This is a genomic window from Streptomyces sp. NPDC051576, from assembly GCF_040681835.1.
GTDB lineage: Bacteria > Actinomycetota > Actinomycetes > Streptomycetales > Streptomycetaceae > Streptomyces.
Genome location: NZ_JBFAZO010000003.1, coordinates 512,262 through 535,659, shown reverse-complemented (window position 1 = coordinate 535,659; position 23,398 = coordinate 512,262). Strand labels below are relative to the sequence as shown.

At 72.6% G+C, this 23,398-nt stretch carries 19 protein-coding genes; 9 read left to right on the top strand and 10 right to left on the bottom strand.

Going from position 1 to position 23,398, the window contains the following annotated elements:
• Positions 1-166: 166 nt before the first annotated feature.
• Positions 167-865, bottom strand: a complete 699-nt coding sequence (locus AB0M63_RS12240; protein WP_366019301.1) for a type 1 glutamine amidotransferase domain-containing protein — start codon at positions 863-865, stop codon at positions 167-169.
• 251 nt (positions 866-1,116) lie between these two features.
• On the opposite strand from AB0M63_RS12240, the gene AB0M63_RS12235 reads away from it, so the two are divergent.
• Complete coding sequence (locus AB0M63_RS12235; RefSeq protein ID WP_366019300.1) at positions 1,117-1,899, top strand: hypothetical protein; 783 nt, start codon at positions 1,117-1,119, stop codon at positions 1,897-1,899.
• A 24-nt stretch (positions 1,900-1,923) separates the two neighbouring features.
• Here AB0M63_RS12235 and AB0M63_RS12230 read toward each other — a convergent pair whose 3' ends face one another.
• From AB0M63_RS12230 to AB0M63_RS12220, 3 genes are all read right to left on the bottom strand, one after another.
• The gene (locus AB0M63_RS12230; protein ID WP_366019481.1) at positions 1,924-2,697 is read right to left on the bottom strand and encodes a TIGR03943 family protein; all 774 of its coding nucleotides are present in this window, start codon (positions 2,695-2,697) and stop codon (positions 1,924-1,926) included.
• Positions 2,694-3,653, bottom strand: a complete 960-nt coding sequence (locus AB0M63_RS12225; RefSeq protein ID WP_366019480.1) for a permease — start codon at positions 3,651-3,653, stop codon at positions 2,694-2,696. The genes AB0M63_RS12230 and AB0M63_RS12225 overlap by 4 nt, the downstream gene beginning before the upstream one ends.
• A 127-nt stretch (positions 3,654-3,780) precedes the next feature.
• Complete coding sequence (locus tag AB0M63_RS12220) at positions 3,781-5,124, bottom strand: helix-turn-helix transcriptional regulator (RefSeq protein WP_355916644.1); 1,344 nt, start codon at positions 5,122-5,124, stop codon at positions 3,781-3,783.
• 179 nt (positions 5,125-5,303) lie between these two features.
• On the opposite strand from AB0M63_RS12220, the gene AB0M63_RS12215 reads away from it, so the two are divergent.
• Together AB0M63_RS12215 and AB0M63_RS12210 are read left to right on the top strand one after the other, a co-directional pair.
• Positions 5,304-5,621, top strand: a complete 318-nt coding sequence (locus AB0M63_RS12215; RefSeq protein WP_355916632.1) for a DUF6401 family natural product biosynthesis protein — start codon at positions 5,304-5,306, stop codon at positions 5,619-5,621.
• A 134-nt stretch (positions 5,622-5,755) separates the two neighbouring features.
• Positions 5,756-5,905 carry a hypothetical protein gene (locus AB0M63_RS12210; RefSeq protein WP_366019299.1) on the top strand — a complete coding sequence of 50 codons (150 nt, stop codon included), beginning with the start codon at positions 5,756-5,758 and terminating at the stop codon, positions 5,903-5,905.
• Positions 5,906-5,920: 15 nt separating this feature from the next.
• Here the strand turns inward: AB0M63_RS12210 and AB0M63_RS12205 are convergent, their stop codons facing one another.
• Positions 5,921-6,739 (bottom strand): hypothetical protein, encoded by an 819-nt coding sequence (locus tag AB0M63_RS12205; protein ID WP_366019298.1) that lies wholly within the window; start codon positions 6,737-6,739, stop codon positions 5,921-5,923.
• Positions 6,740-6,867: 128 nt separating this feature from the next.
• The gene (locus tag AB0M63_RS12200; RefSeq protein ID WP_366019297.1) at positions 6,868-11,001 is read right to left on the bottom strand and encodes a helix-turn-helix domain-containing protein; all 4,134 of its coding nucleotides are present in this window, start codon (positions 10,999-11,001) and stop codon (positions 6,868-6,870) included.
• A 247-nt stretch (positions 11,002-11,248) separates the two neighbouring features.
• Between AB0M63_RS12200 and AB0M63_RS12195 the strand changes: the two genes are divergently transcribed.
• Positions 11,249-12,499 (top strand): amidohydrolase, encoded by a 1,251-nt coding sequence (locus AB0M63_RS12195; protein WP_366019296.1) that lies wholly within the window; start codon positions 11,249-11,251, stop codon positions 12,497-12,499.
• A gap of 10 nt (positions 12,500-12,509) precedes the next feature.
• On the opposite strand, the gene AB0M63_RS12190 is transcribed toward AB0M63_RS12195, so the two are convergent.
• The gene (locus tag AB0M63_RS12190; RefSeq protein ID WP_366019295.1) at positions 12,510-14,264 is read right to left on the bottom strand and encodes a hypothetical protein; all 1,755 of its coding nucleotides are present in this window, start codon (positions 14,262-14,264) and stop codon (positions 12,510-12,512) included.
• Between the two features lie 69 nt (positions 14,265-14,333).
• Positions 14,334-15,515, bottom strand: coding sequence for a PP2C family protein-serine/threonine phosphatase (locus tag AB0M63_RS12185; protein ID WP_366019294.1), 1,182 nt, complete (start codon positions 15,513-15,515; stop codon positions 14,334-14,336).
• Positions 15,516-15,671: 156 nt separating this feature from the next.
• Here AB0M63_RS12185 and AB0M63_RS12180 point away from each other — a divergent pair, with 156 nt between their 5' ends.
• Positions 15,672-16,169, top strand: a complete 498-nt coding sequence (locus tag AB0M63_RS12180; RefSeq protein ID WP_366019293.1) for a hypothetical protein — start codon at positions 15,672-15,674, stop codon at positions 16,167-16,169.
• A gap of 81 nt (positions 16,170-16,250) precedes the next feature.
• Here AB0M63_RS12180 and AB0M63_RS12175 read toward each other — a convergent pair whose 3' ends face one another.
• Complete coding sequence (locus AB0M63_RS12175) at positions 16,251-16,805, bottom strand: SH3 domain-containing protein (RefSeq protein WP_355922052.1); 555 nt, start codon at positions 16,803-16,805, stop codon at positions 16,251-16,253.
• A gap of 189 nt (positions 16,806-16,994) precedes the next feature.
• Here AB0M63_RS12175 and AB0M63_RS12170 point away from each other — a divergent pair, with 189 nt between their 5' ends.
• The gene (locus AB0M63_RS12170; protein ID WP_366019292.1) at positions 16,995-17,936 is read left to right on the top strand and encodes a hypothetical protein; all 942 of its coding nucleotides are present in this window, start codon (positions 16,995-16,997) and stop codon (positions 17,934-17,936) included.
• Positions 17,937-18,059: 123 nt separating this feature from the next.
• Here the strand turns inward: AB0M63_RS12170 and AB0M63_RS12165 are convergent, their stop codons facing one another.
• The gene (locus AB0M63_RS12165) at positions 18,060-19,460 is read right to left on the bottom strand and encodes a PLP-dependent aminotransferase family protein (RefSeq protein ID WP_366019291.1); all 1,401 of its coding nucleotides are present in this window, start codon (positions 19,458-19,460) and stop codon (positions 18,060-18,062) included.
• Between the two features lie 92 nt (positions 19,461-19,552).
• Here AB0M63_RS12165 and AB0M63_RS12160 point away from each other — a divergent pair, with 92 nt between their 5' ends.
• The 3 genes from AB0M63_RS12160 to AB0M63_RS12150 are packed head-to-tail and all read left to right on the top strand — an operon-like array spanning position 19,553 to position 23,333.
• Positions 19,553-20,308, top strand: a complete 756-nt coding sequence (locus AB0M63_RS12160) for an alpha/beta hydrolase (RefSeq protein ID WP_355922043.1) — start codon at positions 19,553-19,555, stop codon at positions 20,306-20,308.
• Between the two features lie 36 nt (positions 20,309-20,344).
• Positions 20,345-21,343 carry an endonuclease/exonuclease/phosphatase family protein gene (locus tag AB0M63_RS12155; protein ID WP_366019290.1) on the top strand — a complete coding sequence of 333 codons (999 nt, stop codon included), beginning with the start codon at positions 20,345-20,347 and terminating at the stop codon, positions 21,341-21,343.
• Between the two features lie 28 nt (positions 21,344-21,371).
• On the top strand, positions 21,372-23,333 hold the full coding sequence (locus tag AB0M63_RS12150; protein ID WP_366019289.1) for an FUSC family protein: 1,962 nt from the start codon (positions 21,372-21,374) through the stop codon (positions 23,331-23,333).
• The last annotated feature ends 65 nt before the right edge of the window (positions 23,334-23,398 follow it).

The following is a 23,398-nucleotide window of genomic DNA, read 5'->3' as shown; positions in this document are numbered from 1 at the left end:
GCGAGCACCACGAAACCCCGGGGCACTCGCCCCGGGGCTTCGGACTAAGTCATCACTCAGCGCGCCGGGACAGTCTCCGGCGTCGTCGTCCAGGCGGACACGAACGGCTTGGCGCGCTTCATGGGGCGGACGGTAGCAGTCGTACGACCGTGCCGGCCACGGATTTTCAGGCGCCCAGCTTCTTGAGCAGCTCGTCCGCCACCGGCCCCGACGACGCCGGGTTCTGACCCGTGACGAGGTTGCCGTCGATCACGACGTGCGGGGCCCAGGGCTCGCCTTCCTCGAAGTCGGCACCGAGTTGGACCAGTCGGTCCTGGAGGAGCCACTTCACCTTGGGGGCGAGGCCGCCCTGGGTCTCCTCCTCGTTGGTGAAGCCGGTGAGGCGGCGGCCGGCGAAAGCGTTGGTGCCGTCCTCCTTGGTGGCCGGGAGGAGCGCGGCCGGTCCGTGGCAGACCACGCCGAGGGGCTTGCCGGAGGCCAGGGCCTGGGTGAGGAGGCGGCCGGAGTCGGCGTCCACGGCGAGGTCCTCCATCGGGCCGTGGCCGCCGGGGTAGTAGACGACGGCGTAGTCGGCGAGGTCGACCTCGCTCAGCTTGACCGGGTGCTGGAACTCGGCGCTCGACGCGAGCACCCCGGCGACCCGGTCGGCGTTCTCCTGGCCGCCGTTGTAGTCGGCGGCGAGACTGCCCCGGTCCACGGGCGGTACGACACCACCGGGGGTGGCGACGACGACCTCGTGACCGGCCGCCTTGAAGGCCTCGTACGGGACGACGGCCTCCTCGGCCCAGTAGCCGGTGGGGTGCGAGGTGCCGTCGGCCAGGGTGAGGTGATCGGCGCCGGTCAGCACGAAGAGGATCTTCGACATGGGGGGTCTCCAGGGGGTCGGTGGGTCGGCTTCGACAGTAGGCCGGGCGCGGACGGGCGGCCAATGATGAATCGAATGCCCGGTATTGGTTTTCCGATGGCTCCGGCGAGGCCCGTCCTCACCCGGACGGACCGGCTCGCTGGTGGGCGGGCGCGGGCGATGGTGCCGTAGGAGCGAGCACGCGGCGATTGGCGTCCGGCGCTCCGCACCTGCCCGTATGCCCGGCCCGCATGCCCCAGGAGGGATCCTCGATGACCCGTTCCCCGGCCCGTGTCCTCCTCCTCGCCTCGGCACTGTCGGCGGGGACACTGCTGGCCTCGGCGGGCTGTGCGAACGAGGCCGCCCTGCACAAGGTGACGACCGCCCCCTCCCCCTCGGCCGTGCGCACCCCCGCCGCCCACGCGTCCCCGGCCGCCGCCCCCGTCCTGACCCCGGCCCAGGCACAGGCCGCGCTGATCACGGACGCGGACCTGGGCGCCCCCTGGACCCCGACCCAGGGCACGGCGACCTGGCGCGACAGCCTCCTCAAGGCGACGACCACCGTCCCCGACTGCCAACGCCTCCTGGACGCCCTGTACGCCGACGAACTCCTCGGCACCCCCGCCACCACCCAGGCGGTGACCGGCCTCGACGACACCGACGACGAGGCCCAACTCCGTTACCAGGTCGCCGCGTTCCCACCCGCCGACGTGAACCGCACCCTGGGCTGGCTGAAGACCCTGCCCGAGAAATGCGCCCACTTCACGGCGGCCACCACCCGCTCCGGCCCGCAGACCGTGACGGTCACGGAGGCGGCCCTGCCGAACGTCGGCGACGCCCGCCAGGGCCTCCACCTCACCCTCACCGGCACCACCCCCGAGGGCACCCCCTCCACGCTCACCCTCGACACCGCCGCCGTCCGCATCGGCGACGACACCATCACCCTCACCAACGGCGGCCTGGCGAACGTCCCCCCGGAGGCGACCACCACGGCCCTGGAGATCGGCGCGCGGCGGTTGACGGATGTGCAGCGGCAGGGGCGGGCGCAGATCTAGGAACCTGGTGGGAAGGCGGACGCGTCAACGCTTCTCGTACGGATCCGCCGGCTGCTTAACCTGCTTGACGTCCGTCGCCGCGAGTACCGGTGGCCACGCCCCGTCCGTGCCGAGCTTGCCCTTGGGGACCCAGGTGCCGGTGACCGTGACCCAGGTGTCGGTCTGGGGGGCGTCGTCGCCGCGGACCTCGACCTTGCTGGTGGTCGCGTCGGCGGCGCAGCAGGTGACGAGGAGGCGGGTGACGTACCAGGTGCCGTTCGAGCCGTGGGTCACGAAGCCGGTCATGCGGAGGGTGCGGCCCTTGAGGGAGTGGCCGGAGTCGTAGATCGCCCGCGAGCTGTACTGGGCCACCGAGATGTCCAGCACCTTCCCCGTGGGGAGGGCGGGGAAGCTGCCCACACCCTGTGCCGCGAGCCGCGCCTCCTCGCGGGACGCGCTGTACGAACCGAGCGCCGGGGGCGGGAAGAGGAGCAGGGCGAGGGCGGGGAGGGTGAGGAGCCAGGCGATACGGGGGCCGTGGGCGTGGGAGTGGCCCCCGACCTCATGGTCGACTTCATCCTCATGGTCGACCTCGCCCCCGTGATTGTCCTCGTCCTCGTGCTCTTCCTCGTCGTGTCCGTGGATCATCGCCCTGACCGCCGCCACCAGTCCCAACAGGATCAGCAGCGACCCCGAGATCACCAGATACGGCCGCAACGCCGCCTGCACATACCGCAGATACAGCTCGCTGAAGAGGGAGATCCGCAGGACCGCCCCGCCCGTCAGCAGGAGCAGGACCGCCGAACCGTAGCGCCTCACAGCAGCCACCACCCCACCAGCGAGCTGCTCGTCACGGCCACCAGCCAGGTCGTCGAGGAGAAGCGGAGCGCGAAGGAGCGGCCGAACGTGCCCGCCTGGAGGGCGATCAGCTTCAGGTCCACCATCGGGCCGACCACCATGAACGCCAGCTTCGCGGCCGGCGAGAAGCCGCTGAGGGACGCGGCGACGAACGCGTCCGCCTCGCTGCACACGCACAGCACCACCGCGAGGAGCGCCAGCAGCAGGAGCGACAGCCAGGACGAACCCGTGAAGACGTCCAGGATCGAGCGCGGTACGGCGATGTTGAAGGTCGCCGCCGCTGCCGCGCCCAGCACCAGGAACCCGCCCGCGTGCAGGAAGTCGTGCTGCAACCCGGCGACGAAGGCCTTCACCCCCGTGGGCGAGGAGGCGGTGGCCCGCGTGCGCTTCGGGAGCCGTAGCCACTCCTCCTTGCCGAAGCGTGCCCACAGCCAGCCCATCACCACCGCCGTCGCGAGGGAGGCGAGCAAGCGGCCCAACACCATCTTCGGTTGGCCCGGGAAGGCGATCGAAGTGGCCACCAGGACAACCGGGTTGATCGCCGGGGCCGAGAGGAGGAAGGCGAGCGCCGCGGCCGGGGCGACTCCCCGCCGCATCAGGCTGCTCGCCACCGGTACGGACGCGCACTCGCAGCCGGGGAGTACGACTCCGGCCGCGCCCGCGATGGGGACGGCCAACGCCTGGTTGCGGGGGAGGAGCTTGGTGAACACCCGCTCCGGTACGAACGCGCCGATCGCCGCCGAGACGACCGTGCCCAGCAGGAGGAAGGGCACGCCCTGCACCGCCACCGCCGTGAAGACCGTCCACCAGGCCGCCACGGGCGGGGTGTAGAGGTCGATCGCCAGCATCGGTCCGAGGACGGACACGACCGTGGCGATGGCGATGAGCGCGGCGCCGCCGAGGACGGCGTAGACCATGGCGCGTACGGCCAGGCGCAGGCCGTCGACCACAGTCCGTTCGTTCTGCACGCGCCAGTCTCATCCCGTTTCGTACGACTCGTACGTCGCACGGTAACCGTCCGTGCTGTGCGGCACCCCGGCTTCGTCAAAGAGGAGGCTGTGCGGGGGCCGGGCCGAGGGTCGTCGTGCCCGGGGCCGTGCGGTGGCCGAGGCCCGTGCGGTAGGCGTCGAGGGCCGCCTCCACGCGTCCGGTACGGCGGAGCAGATCGCCCAGCATCCGGCACAGGTCGGCCAGGTCACCGACCGCGCCCGCCCGTTCCAGCAGGCTGAGCGCGCGGACGTAGTGCTCCTCGGCCTCGTCCGTGGCACGGGCGTCCTCGGCGATGATGCCGAGGAGGCGGTGGGCGGCGGCGGAGTGCAGGGCGCCGCGTTCGGAGCTGAGGTCGCTGAGGACGTCGTGGAGGAGGGCGGCGGCCTCCTCTGACTTGCCGCGTTTGTGCAGGACGTCGGCGAGTTCGACGGCGACCTGGCTGCTGTAGAGCGCCGCGCGCTTGGCCGTCAGCATGGCCAGCGCCTGCCTCAACTCGGTCTCGGCCCGCTCCAGTTCGCCGTCCTGGGCGTAGACGTAGCCGCGCATCCAGTGGCAGTTGGCGAGTTCGGTACGGAACTGGAGTTGCCGGTACAGCTCGGCGGCCTTGGCCAGCGAGGCGTCCGCCTCCGCCACCCTGCCCTCGGCGATCAGGGTCCTGGCCACCGAGCGGTGCATCCGGGCCAGCAGCGCAGGGTCCGCCACCTGCGGCGCGAGCGCGAGCGCCAACTCGGCGGCCTGGGCCGCCCGCGCGTGCGCGCCCATGTCCATGTACGGCCCGATCGCGCTCGCGTAGAGCAGCAGCAGGGCGTCGGGGTCGTGCAGGCCGCCGCGGTTCAGCTCGTCGAGCGTGGACTCCAACAGGTATACGGCGTAACGGAGTTCACCGGTGAGGTAGTGCGCCACGGCACGGCCGCGCAGGGCCGGTACGCGGGCGGGGAGCGGTTCGTCGGCCAGCCGTCGCTCGGCCCGCTCGAAGTACAGGCGGGCGGCGGACAGGTCACCGGTGTCGAGGCCGCACTCGCCGAGCCCGAGCAGCGCGACGGCCTCCTCGTCCACCAGCCCGTGCGACTCCGCTTCCGCGAGGAGCCCGGCGTACTGCTCGGCCGCCTCCTCCGACTCCCCGGTGGCGAGCGTGCGTTGGGCCTCCGTCAGCCGTAGGCGCAGCTCGGTGGCGAGGTGGGCGGGGCGGCCGGTGGCCAACTCGTCGTAGGCGACACCGAGCCGCTTCGCGAGATGCCGCAGCGCGTCGTCGGAGGGGCGGACCCGGCCGGCCTCAAGGGTGGAGATGTACGCGGGCGTGTAGGCGGGCTCGGCCAACTGCCGCTGGGTGAGCCCGCGTTCATGCCGCAACTGCTGGACCCTGCGCCCGATGACTTCCGGGTCGTCCCGTCTCACCATGCGTTAATCATGCCAGTAAGCGGAGTTACGGACTGGCTGGTAACTCAGTTACGTGGAGAGCGAGTTGACGAGGACCCCTCCGAGCAGTTACGGCCTGTTGCCGAGCGTGACCACCACGTCGCGTGCCGGTGACAGGAATCACGTATCTGACCACCACCAGGCTGTCGTACGGTGAAGAAATGTCCCCTTTGGCCAAGATCAGCAGCGCTTACGGGCCCCGCTTCGCGGAGTTCGCCTTCGAGCCTGCCTTCACGGCCGCGGTGGACCAGCACGTGGCGGAGCTGCGGGAACGCCTGTCGGCCGGCGGGCCGGATCTGCTGCCCCCGCCCCCGGACCACGCCGACCTCACGGACTACGCGCTCGGTTTCCTGGACGCGCTCGCGGAGCTGGACTGGCGGGAGCCGGTCGGGCACGACTACGCGGTGTGCAGGCTGACGGCCATCAGTTGGCTGGTGCACCGGCACGGACTGCTGCCGGAGCAGCGCCGGGGTGACTGAAAAAGGGTTTCCGGTGGCTCAACTCGCCCTGAAGCCCTTCCCGTTGCGCACTCCAACCCCTTAAGTTAGGCACTCATTAAGCGTGCTTAACCCGTCGCTGTCGTAGTCGCTGTCACTGTCGTTGCGAGGTTGGTATGTCCGCGCGTTACGTCAGAGGATTCTGCGCCGCCGTCATAGCCGTGGCCGCCCTGATCGGAGCGGCGGCGGCGAGCCCGGCCAAAGCGGCCGAGCCCCGTCCGGCCCACCAGGCCACGCGGGTGCTCGATCTCCACGTGGCCCGGTAGAGCACACCGCTCAGGTCACCTGTCCGACGCCCCCGGCATGCCCGACGACCCGGGCATGTCCCGTCGCATGTCGGAACCCATGTCCGTCCGCTCCCGCACCGGCTGGTTGCCCAGCGCGTCCTCTCGGCCCGCCTGGTACGCCGTGAGGCTGCCCTTCGCGTTGGTGGTCTCGCGTTCCGCCGCCGTCAGCATGCGTTCCATGCGCTGGCGCATCGGGGTGATCATGCCGCCGCCGACGCCTACGATCAGGATGCCGGTGACGGTCGCGAGGGCCGCGTAGAGGACCGGCTGGGTGACCGTGGTGGCGATGCCCGCCTGGCCGAGGGCGGCGATCACGCCCAGCGCCACGATGCAGGCCCAGACGATGGTGGCGAGCATCCGGCCGTACGACATCGAGGACAGGGCACTGGCGACGATCCCGCGGACCGCGTTGGCGATGGCCATCGCGACGACGACCAGGACCACCGCGACGATGCCGCGCGGGAGCCAGGCGACGATGCCGTTGATCATCGTGCTGACCGGGTTGGAGCCGAAGACGCCGAGCGCGAGCTGGAGGGTGATCAGCATCAGCGCGTAGTAGACGATCTTGCAGACGATGCCGGTCATGTCGTACTTGGAGTCCCGCAACATCCGTGTCGTACCGGCCCGTTCGGAGAGTCTCTCCGAGCCGACCTTCCGCAGCACCCGGTCCAGGACGCGGGCGATCATCTTCGACACGAACCAGCCGATGGCCAGGATGATCAGGAAGCCGACGAGTTGGGGCACGAACTGCGCGACCTTCGACCAGGCGTCGTTCAGTCCCTGGGTGAAGTCGATGGCGAGGGTGGTGGCCATGAGCGGCACTTCCTTCGGTGGGTAACGCGATGGGTACTCCCGTCCCCCTACCTATGTGGATAGCAGTGCCGTGCGGGCGTGGCCGGGTGGGCTGCGCCGTACGGGTGAGGGCGGCAGGCCGCCCGTCCTCAGCAGATACGGCGGTACGACGCGTCCGGCACGTACGTCCGCCACTGCGCCCGGGTCAGCTCCGCGTTCCCCGTCCTCGCGCAGACCCGCGCCCGGGCCCGTACCGGGTCCACGGCGTACCGCTGGAGCGGGACGTGCGCGCTGCCTGCGAGGAGTGTCGTGCCGTCCGGGCTGAACGCGAGGGACGTGACGGCCTCGCCGGGTGTGGTGAGCGGGCTGCCGAGAGGCTGTTGGGTGGGGACGTCCCAGAGTTGCAGGCTGCCGCCGTCGCCGCCGACCGCGAGGGTGCGGCCGTCGGGGCTGAAGGCGAGGGACGCGACGCCCTCCGGGGTGGTGCCGATCGGGGCGGGGAAGACGTTGCGCAGGACGCCCACGCGGTGGGCGAGGTCCCCGTCCCACAGGTGGACCCGGCCCGTCAGGTCGCCGGCCGCCAGCAGGGAACCGTCCCCGGCGAAGGCCAGCGCGCCGATCTCGTCGCCCTGCACCAGATCGCGCCCGGCGGACCGGCCCGAGGGCAGCCGGGCCACCCGGCCCTCGCCGACCAGCAGCCCGCCGTCGGGGCGTACGGCGAGGTGGGCACCCGCGACGCCGGTCAGGACAGCCGTCCTGCGCCCGCGCAGCCCGTGCTGTCCGTGCTGTCCGTGCTGTCCGTGCTGTCCGTGCTTGCCGTCCCCGAAGTCCCATGTCTCGTCGGTGAGTTCGCCGATGGAGTCGGTGCGGGCGGCGTACAGGATATGGCCGTCGCTCGGGCCGAGCGTGAGGGCGACGACCGCCCCGCCCGGCAGGTCGAGTGAGGCCAGGGCCCGCCCGCGCGGCACGTCCCATACCCGGAGCGGCTGCGCCGCCGCATCCCGGCCCGGTGCCGAGACTCCGTACGCGAACCGGGTTCCGTCCGGGCCGAAGGCCATCAGCGGCAGGGTGTCGGCGGGGACGGTCGGGAGGGCGGGGTCGGTGGAGACGGGGACGGGGACGGCCGGGAAGGTGTGCAGGACGTGGCCGTCGCGGGTGGCGCGGAGGCGGAAGAGGTAGTGGTCGCCGGTGCGCAGGGTGGTGGCGTAGGTGCGGCCGTCCGGGCTGAACAGGACGTCGTTCAGCGCGGTGGGGCGCCAGTCGGGGGTGACGGCCGCGCCGAGGGCGAGGGTGTGGACGGTGCCGCCTTCCGGGTAGCGCAGCGTCCGGCCGTCGCGGTCCCAGGCGAGTCCGCCGTAGAGGTGCTGGTTGTTGAGGTCGTGCCGGAAGACGGGGGCGCCGGAGTCGGTGAGCCGCCAGACGCGCAGCTCCGAGCGGTCGGCCGTGGCGACGAAGGCGCCGTTCGGGCTGAAGGACGCGTACTGCACGCCGGTGTCGTAGAGGTCGGCGACGCTGCGGCCCGTGGCGGTGTTCCAGACGCGCAGCCCGGTGCCGGTGGCGGCGGCCAAGTGGTCGCCGTCGAGGGCGAGAAGGGGGGAGTCCGTGTCGCAGATGGTGTGGCTGTTCTGCCAAGTACCTTGCAGGATGCTGGAGTTGGAGGTGTCCCACAGCCGCATGGTGTCCCCGGCACAGGCTGCCGCCGTACGGCCGTCCGCGCTGACGGCGACGAGCGACGCGTCCGGTGCGCGTGCCTCGAACAGCACGTGGCCGTCCGCGACCGAGCGCAGCCGTATCCGGTCGCCCTCGGTGGCCAGGAGGGAGCGGCCGTCGGCGGAGAAGACGACCTCGCCGACATCGTGCAGCTCGGCCCCGCCGGCCCAACTCCAGTGCCTGCTGGCCGTGTTCCACAGCCGGAATCCTCCCCCGCCCTCGCCCTCGTCGACTCCGAGGACGTGCGCGGACGCGCCGACCTCGGTCACGGCGCCGCCCGGCTCCCGGCCCGAGCCGGTCGCGCGGTGCGTGATCACGTCCCAGGTACGCCAGCTGCGACCGGTCGCGCTGACCAGGGTCCGGCCGCCGTCGGTGAGCAGCCGCCGGGTGTCCTCACCGGGCGTGGGATCGGTGAACGTGTCCGTCTCGACCTGGGCGAGCGAACCGAGCAGGGCGCGGCGGGTCTCGGGCAACCCGGCTATCCGCCAGGCGGCGACGCCGAGTTGCAGCGCGGCACGCGGTTCGGTGGTACGCAAGGCGTCGGCCACGTCGGCGACCCGGCGAGCGGCGGTCTGCGTACTCCGCCGCTGGTTGTCCGCCCGCTCACGGCACACCCCGTAGGCCGCGATCATCGCCACTGCCAGCACGGCGGAGAGCGAGACGGTCAGGATCCGATGCCGCCGACTGATCCGCGCCGCGACGCGCTGCTCGGCGGCACGGGCGTCCAACGCGGCGATGAGGAAGGCGCGTTCGGGGAGGGTCAGGGTGGGGGTGGGGTGGGGGGTCGTCGCGGCGTTGGTGGTGGGGGAGGTGGTTGCGGGGTCGGTGCCGGGGACGGTCCCTGGGGCGGTCGCGGGGTCGCCCATCAGGCTGGTCGCGGGGCCGGGACCGGAGCTGGGACTGGGACTGGGACTGGGGTTGGCGCCAGAGCCAGAGCCAGAGGCGATGTCGGAACCGGAACCAGGGTTGGCGCCGGAACCGGAGCCAGGGGCCATGGCGGAGCCGGAACCAGAGCCGGAGGCAGCGCCGGAACGGGATCCAGGAGCGATGTCGGGGCCGGAGCCAGGGTCGGCGTCGGAGTAGGTCGCGCGGTCGGTGGCACGGCTGCTCCCGTACTCACCCGCCCCACCCCCCACCTCCTCAGCGAACAACTCCTCCGCCCGGGCCAACCGCGTCCCCCGGTACAGCGCCCCCGGATCCCGGTCGTGGTCCAGCCACGTGCGGGCCGCGTCCGTGAGCATGCGGTGGTGGCGGAGGCGGTCGCGGTCCTGGTCCATCCAGTGGTGGAGGCGGGGCCAGCAGGTGATGAGGGCCTCGTGGGCGAGGCGGACCCCGGTGTCGTCGGCGGTCAGGAGGCGGGCCCGGGTGAGGCGTTCCACGACGACCGGTACCGCCGGGTTCGGCCACTGGGACAGCTCGGCGCGGGTGAGGGGGCGCCGGGTGTCGGGGGTGCCCTGGCCCGGTACGACCATGCGGAGCAGCAGGTGCCGGGCGGTGTCGGCCTCGTCGGGGGAGAGGCCGCCGTAGACCTCCTCGGCGGTCGCCGCGATGGCGCCGCGCACTCCGCCGGCCGCCTCGTAACCGGCGAGGGTGAGCAGCCGGCCCTTGCGGCGGCGCCAGGTCTCCAGCAGGGCGTGCGAGAGCATCGGCAGGCCGCCGGGCTCGTCGAGGACCTCCCCCACCAGGCGTGCGGTCAGGGTCCGTTCGACCAGGCAGCCGGCCGCCTGGGCCGGGCCGACCACCGCCTCGCGCAGTTCCTCCGCGGTCATCGGGCCGAGCAGCAGCGCGGCACCCCGCAGCGCGTCGGCCAGACCGCGGTGCTCGGCGCAGCGGGCGTAGAAGTCGGCACGCACGGCGACCAGCACCCTGAGACGGGTGCCCGGGTCGCGGGCCGCCAGCAACAGGTCGATGAAACGGGACCGTTCGCGCGCGTCCCGGCAGAGCGTGAAGACCTCCTCGAACTGGTCCACCACCACCCAGCTCTCCGGCTCGCCCGGCCCCGGGGCCAGCAGATGCCCGTAGGTCGTCGCCGGGGTCGGCCCGGGCGTGAGGATGCGCAGCATCCCCGGGCAGTCGCCGGCCGCGATCTCCTCCCGCAGCCGCGCGATCAGCCCGGCCCGCAGCAGCGAGGACTTGCCGCTGCCCGAGGGCCCGAACAGCACCGCGAACCGGTGGTCGCGGACCAGCGCGTCGACCTCGGCGACCACCCGGTCCCGGCCGAAGAAGAGGTGCCGGTCGGCCGGCTCGAACCGGGCGAGCCCGCGATACGGCGCCGGTCCGTCCCCGGGTTCCCCCTCGGAGGCCCGGTGCGCCTCCGCCTCGGCCTCCTTCCAGCGCGGCCCCCACTCGGCGGGATCGCCGCCACACGCCCGTACGTATCCCTCGACGACGGCGAGCGACGGCAGCCGTTCCCCGGCGGCGGCCTGGGAGAGCGTGGTCGCGGAGAAACCGGCCTCCTTCGCCATCGTCCGGTACGAGGGTCCGCCCGCCGCCCGCCGCAGCTCCCGCAACTCGTGCGCGAGCCACTGCACGGCACCGGCCTCGGGGTCCACCGGTCGCTCTGGACGGCCCATCGCCACATACCTCCGCACATCTGACGAAACACCTGACGAAAGCGACATCAGGGAACGATGACCATACGGATGATCAGGAAACGGCAGGGTGGCCTCAAGGTGACGGATGCGTGACACCGGAGGAACCGGCGTGACCGACGAACACGGCCACTACCCCTTCGGCACCCCCGGGTGACCGCGAGCGTCCTGCGCCCGGCGGCCCTACCAGGGCTCCCGCACACACATCCGCCCCGCATACCCTGCCGTCGTGACCTCTTCCGCTTCCGCCGCCGCGCGCACCGCACTGGACCTCACCGCCGACCTCCCGGTCCCCGGCCTGGAGGACTTCTACCGGGACCTGCACCGCCACCCCGAGCTGTCCGGACGCGAGCACCGCACGGCCGGCAAGCTCGCCGAGCACCTCACCAAGGCGGGCTACGACACCGTCGAGGGCATCGGCGGCACCGGTGTCGCCGCGGTGCTGCGCAACGGCGAGGGTCCGACCGTGCTGCTGCGCGCCGACATGGACGCGCTGCCGGTGCAGGAGGAGACCGGGCTGCCGTACGCCTCCACCGTGGCCGGCGCGATGCACGCCTGCGGGCACGATCTGCACGTGACCTGGCTGGCGGGCGCCGCCGGGGCGCTGGCCGCCGGGCGGGAGACCTGGTCGGGGACGGTGGTCCTGGTGGGGCAGCCCGCGGAGGAGACGGGTGCGGGCGCGGCGGCGATGGTGGCCGACGGCCTGTACGAGCGCGTCCCGCGCCCGGACGCACTGCTCGCCCAGCACGCGGCGCCCGGGCCCGCCGGTTTCTACCCGCACTCGCCCGGTCTGATCATGTCGGCCTCCACCGACCTCGACATCGTGGTGCACGGCCGCGGCGGGCACGGCTCGCGCCCCGAGACGACGGTCGACCCCGTCGTCACGGCCGCCTACCTGGTCACCCGCCTCCAGACGGTCGTCTCCCGCGAGATCGCGGCCCGCGACTCGGCCGTCCTGACCGTGGGCCGTATCGAGGCGGGCACCCGGCACAACATCATCCCGACCACAGCCCGGCTCTCCCTCAACCTGCGCACCCAGTCCGCCGACGTACGGGAGCGGATGATCGCCGCGATCCGCCGGGTCGCGGCAGGCGAGTGCCTCGCCGCGGGCTGCCCGCGCGAGCCCGAGGTCACCGTGGGCACCAGCCTCCCCACGATGGTCAACGACGCGGACACCGACCGCCGGATCGCCGCCGTGCACACCGAGGTCCTCGGCGCGGGCACGGTCTTCGACCCCGGCCCGGCGACGGGCAGCGAGGACTTCCCCCACCTGGTACCGGACGGGGTGCCGTACTCCTACTGGTTCGTGACGAGCACCCCGGCGGACGTGTGGGACGCGGCGCCCGGCACGGACCTGATGGAGAAGTTCCACGCGGTCCCCAGCAACCACAGCCCGCAGTTCGCACCGGACCTGGTGACGGTCGCGCCGGGTGTACGCACCCTGGTCTCAGGCGCGTTGGAGCTCCTGACCGTCAACTGACGTCAACTGACTACCCCTGCGCCTGAAGTTGGTGCAGTTGCTTCCGTACGTGGTCCAACGCCCCCGCCCGACGCCCGGGCACCCGTCCCCTCAACTCGGCGAGCGCGAGGCCCAGTTCACGTGCGGGCGCCGGTTCGTGGATCTGCCCCCACTGATGATGGGCCCGGTCCACGGCCGCCTCGACGGCAGGAGCATCCCCCAACTGCCCCGCCGCGAGCCGCGCACCGGCCACCGCGAGCCACGCCCTGCAACTCCGCACCGGATCCCCGGCCAACATCGCGAGATCCGCCCGCACCTCGGTCCAGTGCAGCGCCGCTTCCGACCCGCGCCCGTGGGCACGTACGGCGGCCTGCTCGTGCTCTCCGGCCAGCGCGTCGGCATCGGCGTAGCGGCCGGCTTGAGCGGCGGAGGCGACGGCGGTGTGGGGGTCGTTGTCGTGACTCGGACCGGGATTGACTTGGCCCCGACCGAGGTCAACCTGACTCCGGCCGAGATCGACCTGCCTCCGACCACCAGCCTTCGGGCTCCGGCCACCGACCAGTGGGCTTCGGCTGTCGGCCAGTGGGCTCTGACTGCCGACCAGTGGGCTCTGACCGCCGACCTTCGGGCTTCGGCTGTCGGCCAGTGGGTCGCGGACGTCGGCCCCTGGGTCGCGGACGTCGGCCCCTGGGTCCCGGCCGTCGGCCAGTGGGTCGCGGACGTCGGCCCTTGGGTCCCGGCCGTCGGCCAGTGGGCTTCCGTAGAGACCCCCTCGGCGCCGGTCGATAGCCTCTTGGCTCCCGCCGACACCTTCTCGGCGCCGGTCGGTACCCTCACGGCTCCCGTCGACACCCTCGCGGCTCCGATCCGCACCCTGGCTCAGGCCCGCACCATTGTGGCTCCAGCCAGCACTCTCCTGAGTCCGACCGGTACTCTCCTTGCTCCCGCCAACACCCTGACTTCGGTCAGCAGTCTCCTGACTCCGACCGGCGCCTTCTTGACTCGGATCGACGCCGACCTGGCTCGCGCCAGCGCCCTCATGGCTTCGGCCCGTGCCATAGTGACTCCGCCCGAACTCACCCACCCCGTCCGGCATTTGGGGACGGGGCACCTCCCGGGGCGATGGGGGTCTGGGGGCGGAGCCCGCAGGGGCGGTGGTGCCGGTGGACGCCAGCAGTATGTCCGCGTAGGCCTCGGAGCCCAGTCTCGCCAGGGCCAGTTGGTGCAACTGCTCCACCGGCGGCCGATACCCGCTTCGCAACACCGTGGCCACCGCCCTCATGTACGTCGGCGCAGCCACCCCGCGCCGCCCCGGCGGCGGCCCGATGCGACCGTAAACCGCGTTCGTGCGGCCCGAGTCGAGCACATGGCCGCGCAGCCACTGCCAGGTCTCCGCGTCGGTGTGGAGGTCGAGCAGCAGGGTCGTCGTGCCCGGGGTCCGCAACCGCAGCTCCTCGCGGATCCAGGCCCACGGGAAGCCGGTGTAGCGGACGGTCGCCGGGGTCGTGCGGGCCAGCGCCAGGTGCGGAAGGTGTTGTTTCCGGTCGAGTTGCAGTTGGCCGGTGATGAACACGGTCAGCGGGCCGGGGGCCGTGGCGGCGGCGCGCAGGCGCGTCAGGACCGCCTGCGGCTCCAACGGGTCGGCGAGTTCGACGACGTTGGCGGTCTCGGTGCCGGACAGCACGTCCGGGGAGACGGCCGCCAGCACCGGCAGCACGGAGGCCGCGTCCACCAGCCGCCCCTTGCCGACCGGCGAGGCCGCGAGCAGCAGCACCGTCCCGGGCATGTGCCCTCCCCCAGACCTCGGTCACTTCGTACCGCAGCACCGTAACCTCTGCTGCTGCAAAGGGTGATCTCAGGACCGTCGTACCGCGAAGATCGTGGTGTCGTCGGCGAGATGTCCGCCGCTGTGGCGCAGCGTGCCGTCGCGGACGTAGGCGACCAGGCGGGGCGGGTCCGCGGTGTGCGGATCGGCCAGGACGCCTTCCGCGACACGGTCGTCGAGGGGGTAGAAGGCACCGGCGCCGTCGCGTGCCTCGGTCACTCCGTCGGTGACGACGAGGAGGGTCTCGCCGGGCGCGAGGGTGACGCGGAGGGTCGGCGGCGGGCCGTCCTGGTGCGCCAACTCGCCCAGCCCCAGCGGGAGTCCGTGCCCGGGCGGCAGGGACCGTACCCCCTGCGGGCCCACCAACAGCGGTGGTTCGTGACCGAAGTTGACGACCTCGACGACATCCGGTTCGGCGGCCGGGAAGCTCAGCAGCACGGCCGTGGCGAAACGGTCGACGCGGTCTACGTCGTCGCGGTCGAGGGCCGCGATGTGCCCCGCGTGCCGCCGCATCCGGATCTCCAGACGCGCGGCGACCGTGGCGAGGTCCGCCTCGTGATAGCCCGCCTCACGGAACGTGCCCAGCAGCGCGGCCGCCGTCTCCACCGCGCCGAGGCCCTTGCCCTGGACGTCACCGACGAGTGCGCGGGTGCCGTGCGGTCCCGGCTGGATGTCGTAGAAGTCGCCTCCGACGCGGGCGACGGCGTCCGCGGCGAGATAGACGGCCGCGTGGTCGAGGCCGCCCCAGCCGGGCGGCAGCGGGCGCAGCAGGGTGCGGCGGGTGGTCTCGGCGACGTCCCGCATGTGCAGCATGCGGCGCTCGCCGCGGACCCGGACCGCGCAGGCCAGCACGGCGAGGACACCGCCGACGCCGACGAGGATGAAGTCGGGCAGCCCGGTCTGGTACTGGCGCGGCCAGGCGTGATCGGCGAGGGCGTAGGTGGCCAGGCCCAGCCCCCCGAAGACGGCCGTGCCCCACACCCCGCAGATCGCGGCGGCGATCCCGGGCACGAGCACGATCCAGGAGACGGTCCGGAACTCACCGCCGGTGTCCCAGTCGACCAGCAGGATGGTGACGAGCATCAGCAGCGGCGGCACCCAGGCGACACTGCGTCCGCGCACCCGCAGCAGTTGCTGGCGCCGCAGCGCGTCGGGGTCCCGGGCTCGGGGCAGCCGGTCGAGCGAGGAGCGCCCGGCATCGCGGTAGCGCACCGGTCCAGCGAAACACGGGGCACTCGAGGACGCACGCCGACTTGCCACCGCCTCCGCCGGGGTGTGCATTGGTAGGCAGGGGCCCGACGGGGAGGGGATGGGGAGGGACGGGGGACGAACGGGGGTCGGACGGGGGCGAGAGAGAGGAGTGCTCCCATGGCTCAAGCGGCACCCACACCCGGCGGCATGACCGGCCGGAAACCCGGCGGAACGACAGGCCGGAAGTCCGCCGGAACGGGCGGATTCACCAGCCCGAGCGGTCTGCCCGACATCTTCGACGCCCGGGTGCACCGCGTGGCGAAGGTGGCGATCCCGGTCGTCCTGGGACTCGTCTACGGCTACTGGGCGGCCGCCAACCGCCGCGGCGGCGGCCCCATCACGGGCTGGAACATCCTGTTCGGCTTTGTGACGGCGCTCGCGTTCATCGTGCTGTGCCTGGCGGTGGCGCGGTTCGCGCCGCTGTTGAAGCGCGAACTGCACTCGCTGGTGAAGTCCGGCTTCGCGGGCGCGGCGCTCGGCTTCCTGTACAGCCAGACCGGCGAGAGCGTGCTGCGGTCGGCGGCCATCGGTGTCGCGGTCACCGCGGGCGTCTTCCTGGTGTTCTTCTACCGCTACTACACGCGCGAGGACGGAGCGGGCAACCGCATCCGCTGAGGAACCCCGACGGACGCGGCAGTGGGCCCCGGCACCAACTTCGGTGCCGGGGCCCGTCGCTCGCTGTCGCTCTCCGTCCTCCTACGGCGCCCAGCTCCAGATGCCGCCACCGGTCGACGAGCCGGAGGCGCTCCAGCTCCACGAGCCCGAGACGCTCCACGACCCGGAGGCCGAGGTGCTCCACGAGTTCGAGTTGTCGGACCAGTTCGGGTCGTTGTTCCAGTTGGAGTCGCTGGAGTTGTTGCCGTCCTTCCAGCCCGGACACGGGTCCGAGCAGGACGGCACCCACTGGCCGCCGGTGTCGACGAACGCGGCGCTGGCCCAGCCCTGGGCGCCGACGAGCCAGTACCAGTCGGGGTTTCCGTTGACGCTCTGTCCCCTGACCACGCATTGGATGCGGTCCTGGCTGCCCGGTGAGAGCGAGTCGACGGCGGGGGAACGGGTGGTGGGCGACTGCCGCACGTGCAGATCCGTGCGGGAGACGATCGTGCCCCAGATCGGACTGCCGCCACCGCCATGTCCTTCGGCGTACGTGGTCGGTGCTGCCGCCGCCGTGGTGCCCGCCGCCGCGACGGCGAGTGTGCCACCGGTGAGCAGGGCCGCGGCCAGAGTCCGCAGGGCCGGAGTGGTGCGCATGTTCGACCTCCTTCTCCCCGGTTCCAGGAAACACCCGTTCGGGTCAACCCTCCACCTGAGAGCGGAAGGGCCAGTTCCACCAAGGGTTCCGAGGTCAGGGCAGTCGTTCGGCTTGACATCGCACCCGAATGCGGCCGGACACGGGACGCCGGAGTCGCGCATCGCGCGCCGCGCCGGTGTCCTGAAGAGGTGCCCCCACGTCTCCGGAGCGCCCTGTCGGCCGTACTCGTCGCCCTCTCGTGCTTCCTCACGCCCTTCGGCGTGCTGGCGGCCTGGGCGGCGTACGGGCTGACCGACTCCGGCCGGTACGTCACGACGATGGCGCCGCTGGCCGCCGACCCGGACGTACGGGACGTGATCGCGGACACGGTCGGCGCGGGCATCCTGCGCGAGGTCCATGTGGACGGGATGCACGGCACGATGGCCCCGTTCGTGCAGGACGCGGTGCGCTCCTTCACCAAGACCGAGGCCTTCCGCCTGGCCTGGGACGAGGGCAACCGCGCGACCCACGACGCGGTGCTGCGGGCCCTTCAGGACGAGGGACGCGACGACACCGTCACCGTCGACCTCGCCCCCGTCACCGCCCAGGTCAAACACCGACTCGCCCACGACCACGTGCCGTTGGCGAGCCGTATCCCCGTCCAGCACACCGAGGTCGCGGTTCTGCCGGCCGGTGAACTGGGCCCGCTCCGGAAGGGGTTCCACGTGCTCGAGGTCGCCGGCTTCTGGCTCCCCGTCACCGCCGCCGTCTTCGCCGTCACCGGCATCGCCGTCGCCGTACGCCGCCGCCGCGCGATCACGGCGACCGCCCTCGGCACGGCCCTCGGCGGCGCCCTCCTCGGCCTGGCCCTCGTGATCGGCCGCCACTTCACCACCACCGACCTCCCGACCGAGGTCTCCCAGGCGGCGGGCGCGGCCATCTACGACGCCCTGACCGCGACCCTCCGCAAGGTCGCCTGGCTCCTCCTGACCCTGGGCCTGACGGTAGCCACCACAACCTGGCTCACCCGCTACGCCCACCGGGCAAGGCAGTTGCCGGCCCTTCTCCTACGCCTCGTACCGGGCCGACGAACGCCGGTGACGACGCCTGCCGCGGATCACGCGCAGCAGCCGACTCGGGCTCAGGTCTGACTGCGGCAGGAAGCCGATTCGGGCCGCCGGCGAGGACATTTCCCGCCCGAGGTCCGCTTCGGATCAACCCCGAACCCAGCCCCCTGCGTGACGGCGAACCCCGCACCGCCGCACCCACCCGGCTCACCCAATACGCCCGCCAGGCAAGGGAGTTCCCACCCCCTCTCCACCACCCCGCGCCAACCCGGCCAGCACCCGCAACGCCCCCCGGAGATCAGCCACGTCAACCGACGCGAGCCCAAGCCTGACCGCATCCGAGGTCCGCTTCGGGTCAACCCCGAACGCGCTCCCCGGCGTCACAGCGATCCCCCGCGCCGCCGCGGCCGCCGTGAAGGTGTCCGCCCGCCACGGTGCGGGCAGCTCCCACCAGGCGTAGTAGGCGCAGGGGTCGGACCGTACGGCGAAACCGTCCAACTCCTCGGCGAGCAGCCGCTGTCGAGCGGACGCGTCCTCCCGCTTGGCGGCGACCAACCGCTCCACGGTCCCGTCCGTCATCCAGCGCACCGCCGCCTCCAGCGCGAAGCGCCCCGCGCTCCACCCGCCCGACCGGACAGCGGCGGCCACGGCGTCGACCCGGTGCTCGGGCACGACGAGAAACCCGACGGTGAGCCCCGGCGCGACCCGCTTCGACAGCCCGTCGACGACATGGACGAGACCGGGGGCGTGGGCGACGAGCGGCGCGGGGGAGCCCGGGTGGAGAAAGGACCAGATGCGGTCCTCTACGACCGGCAGGTCCAACTCACGCACAGCGGCGGCGATTTCCCGTCTGCGCGCCTCGCCGGTCGTCACCGAGGTCGGATTGTGGAGCGTCGGCTGGAGATAGAGGGCGGAGAGCGGCGCGCCGCGATGCGCCGCACCGATCGACTCCGGACGAAGCCCCTCACCGTCCACCTCCAACGCGACAAGCGTGAGACCGAGCCGCCCCGCGATCTCCTTGACCAGTGGATACGTCAGTGGCTCCACCCCCACCCGCCCACCCGGCCGGACCAGTGAAGCCAGGGCGGCGGCGATCGCCTGACGAGCGTTACCGGTGAAGAGAACGCGGTCGGGATCGGGGCGCCAGGCGGGGACGACGGGAACACCCCCACCCCGCGTACCCAGCAACTCCGCCACCGCCTCCCGACCCGCCCGCGTCCCCCTCGCCGACGCCGGTCGCAGAGCCTCAGTCAGTACGTCGGCACGCAGGAGCGGCGCAAGCGCGGGGGCGAGCAGCTCCGACTGACCGGGCGCGGAAGGGTAGTTGAGCTCCAGGTTCACCGGTGCCGTGGTCGCCCTCTCCACCAGTGCCCGTCCGTTCGGGCCCACCGCCGCGGCCCGTACGAACGTGCCGCGGCCGACCTCCCCCATCACCAGCCCCCGGCGCACGAGTTCGGCGTAGACCCGTCCTGCCGTGGAAGCGGCGATCCCGCGACGCCGGGCGAACGCCCGTTGCGGGGGCAGTTGTTGGCCCGGCCGGAGCCGCCCGGACGCGATGTCGTCCGCGACACGGTCGGCGATGCGCCGGTAGTCGTGGTCGGCGGCCATGACGCCCCACCCCTCTTCCCCTGCGGAGCACATTGCACCGAGGGCAAAGATTTTATTGCACCGCGCAGTTGACCGGATCTAAGGTCGATCACATGCCACCCCTTACCAACCCATACCTCCCCCTTGTCCTCATTCACGGCCACCCCTTCGACCACACGATGTGGACCCCGCAGATCGAGGCGTTCTCCCCCACCCGGCGGGTCATCGCCCCCGACCTGCGCGGCTACGGCCGCAACCCCGCCCCAACCCCCGCCGTAACCCGCTTCGCGGACTTCACCACCGACATCGAGGCCCTGCTCGACGAGTTGGACGTGGAGACGTTCGTGCTGGCCGGGCTGTCCATGGGCGGGCAGATCGCGATGGACTGCTACGGACGGTTCCCGGAGCGTGTCCGGGGTCTGGTCCTCGCCGACACCTTCCCGGCGGCCGAGACGCCGGAGGGGGTCCGCGTCCGCGAGGCCATGGCCGAACGCCTTCTGCGCGAGGGCATGCGCGGCTACGCCGACGAGGTGCTGGAGAAGATGGTGGCCCCCTCCGCCGACCCCCAGGTCAAGGCCCACGTCCACCGCATGATGACGGCCACCGACCCCGCCTCCGCCGCGGCGGCACTCCGCGCCCGCGCCCAACGCCCCGATTACCGCGCCCTGTTGACCCGCGTACACGTACCGGCCCTGGTGGTCGCGGGCGCCGACGACACCTACACCCCGGTCTCCGACGCGGAGGCGATGCACGCGGCGCTCCCCGACTCCACGCTCCGTGTGATCGACGGCGCGGCCCATCTGCCGAATCTCGAACGCCCGAAGGAGTTCAACGAGATCCTGGGGGAGTTCCTGGCACACGTGGGATGATTCGGGCATCTGCACCTACGGGCGGAAGGGCATCACTTGGGCACCGCGACCTCCGAGTGGACCGCCGCCGACTTCGCGCCCGAACGCCATCGCGGGCGCCGCTTCGTGACCTGGTGCGCCGGACTCCTCCTCACCGGCGTGAGCGTGGTCGTCGGCTGCCGCACGGCCGACACCGACGCGATCACCCCGATCCCCCAACTCCTCGCCTTCTTCCCCTGGTTGCTCGCCCCCACCGGCATGGCGCTCCTTCTCTCCCTGTTCACCCGGTGGCGGCTCGGCCTGGTGTGGGGCGTGGCGGTGCTCGGGCTGCTGGCGTGGTTCATCGAGCCGTACGGGAAGAGCGGCGATCCGAGCGGGCCGGCCGTCGCGGAGTTCCGGGTGCTGACGTCGAACGTCGAGTTCGGGCGGGGGACCGGTTCGCTGGTCCCGGTGATCCGGCGGGAGCGGCCGGACGTGGTGTTCGTGGAGGAGTGCGAGTACACCTGCCAGGCCACGCTACGACGGGACTTCGGCACCGAGTTCCCCTACCGGCAGGCCGTCGTCGCGGCCGGTTCGCACGGCTCGGTCATCCTCAGCCGCTTCCCCCTCAAGGGCACGAAGGGCGTCACCGGCACGATGGGCATGCCCGGCGCCGTGGCCGACGTCGGCGGGCACTCCGTACGGCTCCAACTCGCGCACCCCATGCCCCCGTTGCCGAACCAGGTCGGCCTGTGGCGGCGCGAACTGAACCGGCTGCGCGCCTTCGCCGCCGCCGACCCCACCACCCCCACCGTCCTCGCCGGCGACTTCAACTCCACCCAGGACCACGCGGCCTTCCGCCGCATCCTCGACACCGGCCTGCGCGACGCGGCCCGCCTCGCCGGGCACCCCCGCACCCCGAGCTGGCCCGAGCGTTTCGCCCCCACCTTCGGCACCCAGATCGACCACGTCCTGCTGTCCCCGGACTTCTCCGCGAACAGCGCCCGCTTCCTCGACCTCGCCGACACCGACCACCGAGCGCTGCTCGTCGACATCGCGCTCCACCAGCACGGATGACCTGGTCCGGGCCGCTCATAATGGGCGCATGTCCCGCGAGTTCCCCATCGGCCTCACACCCCCCGACTGGCTGGTGAGGAACCTCCAACCCCAGCAGGCCCCCCTCAACCGGCCGGCCATGGTCCGCGCCGCCGTCGCCATGGCCCTCCCCCTCGCCGTCGGCATCGCCACCGGACAGACCGCCTACGGCGCGCTCGCCTCCATGGGCGCCCTCTCCGGCGTCATCGGCGACACCGCCGACGCCTACCGCATGCGCATCCTCAACATCGCGATCCCCCAGCTCTTCGGCGCCATCGGCGTCACGCTGGGCGCGGCGGTCTACGGCCAGGGCTGGCTCGCGGTCGCCGCCGTCACCGCCGTCGCGCTCGTCTCGGGGATGATCTCGACGATCGGCGCGGTGGCCTCCGTATCGGGCCTGCTCCTGCTCCTCAACTCGGTGATCGGCGCGGGACTTCCGCTCCCCGGCGCCTGGTGGCTGGCCCCCCTGCTGATGTCCGGCGGCGGCCTCCTCGTCCTCCTCCTGGCCCTGCTGGCCTGGCCCCTGCGCTCCGGCGTCCCGGAACGAGCGGCGGTGGCGGCCACCTACCGAACCGTCGCCGACCTCCTCACCACCTGCGGCGACACCCCCACCACCGACTACGACGCCGCCCGCCACGCCGTCACCCAGTCCCTCAACCAGTCCTACGACCTCGTCCTCGCCCGCCGCGCCCGCCACCACGGCCGCAGCCCCGAACTGACCCGCCTGCTGGCCCAGTTGAACGCCATCACGCCGGTCGTCGAAGCGGCCCCCGCGGTCCACCAGTCCGGCCGCCCCCTCCCCCCGCAGATCCGCGCGACGGTCCGCCACCTCGCCGAGGCCGTCGAGACCGGCTACACGGGACCGATAGGCCTGGACCTCCCCACCCCCACCACCGAGACCGCCCGCGTGATCGATCACGCCCTGCGTCACACGGCGGAGGTGGTCACCGCCCCGGACGTGGACCCGCGCGGCATCGACGACCGCCTCGGCCGCCCGGCGGCCCTCCGCATCCGCGCCGCCCGCGCCGCCCGCAACGTCCTGCTGTCCGCCGGCTCCTGGCGCTACGGCCTGCGCCTGGCACTCTGCATCGGCCTCGCGCAGGTGCTGGTGTCGACCGTCCCGGTCCCGCGCTCGTACTGGATCGCCCTGACCATCACCTTCGTCCTGAAGCCCGACTTCGGCTCGGTCTTCTCCCGCGCTCTGCTGCGCGCCCTCGGCACGGTGGCAGGACTGGTGATCGCGGCGGCGGTCCTGTCGGTGGTCCCTCGCGGCGGCTGGGACGTCCTGGTCCTGCTCCTCCTGGCCCCGCTGATCCCGGCCCTGACCCCACGCGGCTACGGCTACCAGACCGCCGCGATCACGCCCGTGATCCTTCTCCTCTCCGACGTCCTCAACCACCAGGGCACGGCGTTGCTGCTCCCCCGCCTGGTGGACTCGTTGATCGGCTGCGGGATCGCCCTGGTGGCGGGCTACCTGCTCTGGCCGGAGAGCTGGCACACCCGGGTCGGCGACCGCTTGGCGGCGGCGGTGACGGACACGGCCCGCTACGTGGAATCGGCGTTCGCCGCCCCCGCCACCCCGGGCGCGGAGACCGACCCGGCCGCCCGCGCCCGCATGCGCCGCCGCCTGTACCGCGACCTCTCCACCATCCGCACCGAGTTCCAACGCGCCCTCACGGAACCCCCGCCCACCGGCCGCCTCGCCGCGGGATGGCTCCCACTGGTCGTCGCCGTAGAGCGCATCGTCGACGCCACAACGGCGGCCCGGGTACGCGTGAAACACGGCGCACCCCCGCCGTCGACCGCCGAGGTCACCCAAGTGGCGCTCCAGCTCAGGGAGTTGTCGCAGGGCGTACGCGAGTCGGAGGTGCTGGTGGAGGTCCGCACCGATCTGACGGGGCCGGCGGAGAGTGTGCTGGAGCCGTTGCGGCAGGAAGTGGCGGCGGCTCGGGCGATCGCGTCGCCGCACTGACAGCCGGAGGCAGCCACTCTCAGGGTTCCGCCCCTGACCAAGATCGCCGCTCGGGGCCGCTAACC

What these genes read in the sequence shown, in the direction of transcription:
- AB0M63_RS12180 (WP_366019293.1), top strand. Translation starts at nt 15,672, where the DNA reads ATGGCTCAAGCGGCACCCACACCCGGCGGCATGACCGGCCGGAAACCC.
- AB0M63_RS12220 (WP_355916644.1), bottom strand. Translation starts at nt 5,124, where the DNA reads ATGGTGAGACGGGACGACCCGGAAGTCATCGGGCGCAGGGTCCAGCAG.
- AB0M63_RS12165 (WP_366019291.1), bottom strand. Translation starts at nt 19,460, where the DNA reads ATGGCCGCCGACCACGACTACCGGCGCATCGCCGACCGTGTCGCGGAC.
- AB0M63_RS12150 (WP_366019289.1), top strand. Translation starts at nt 21,372, where the DNA reads ATGTCCCGCGAGTTCCCCATCGGCCTCACACCCCCCGACTGGCTGGTG.
- AB0M63_RS12215 (WP_355916632.1), top strand. Translation starts at nt 5,304, where the DNA reads ATGTCCCCTTTGGCCAAGATCAGCAGCGCTTACGGGCCCCGCTTCGCG.
- AB0M63_RS12190 (WP_366019295.1), bottom strand. Translation starts at nt 14,264, where the DNA reads ATGCCCGGGACGGTGCTGCTGCTCGCGGCCTCGCCGGTCGGCAAGGGG.
- AB0M63_RS12175 (WP_355922052.1), bottom strand. Translation starts at nt 16,805, where the DNA reads ATGCGCACCACTCCGGCCCTGCGGACTCTGGCCGCGGCCCTGCTCACC.
- AB0M63_RS12200 (WP_366019297.1), bottom strand. Translation starts at nt 11,001, where the DNA reads ATGGGCCGTCCAGAGCGACCGGTGGACCCCGAGGCCGGTGCCGTGCAG.
- AB0M63_RS12225 (WP_366019480.1), bottom strand. Translation starts at nt 3,653, where the DNA reads ATGGTCTACGCCGTCCTCGGCGGCGCCGCGCTCATCGCCATCGCCACG.
- AB0M63_RS12240 (WP_366019301.1), bottom strand. Translation starts at nt 865, where the DNA reads ATGTCGAAGATCCTCTTCGTGCTGACCGGCGCCGATCACCTCACCCTG.
- AB0M63_RS12160 (WP_355922043.1), top strand. Translation starts at nt 19,553, where the DNA reads ATGCCACCCCTTACCAACCCATACCTCCCCCTTGTCCTCATTCACGGC.
- AB0M63_RS12235 (WP_366019300.1), top strand. Translation starts at nt 1,117, where the DNA reads ATGACCCGTTCCCCGGCCCGTGTCCTCCTCCTCGCCTCGGCACTGTCG.
- AB0M63_RS12205 (WP_366019298.1), bottom strand. Translation starts at nt 6,739, where the DNA reads ATGGCCACCACCCTCGCCATCGACTTCACCCAGGGACTGAACGACGCC.
- AB0M63_RS12210 (WP_366019299.1), top strand. Translation starts at nt 5,756, where the DNA reads ATGTCCGCGCGTTACGTCAGAGGATTCTGCGCCGCCGTCATAGCCGTG.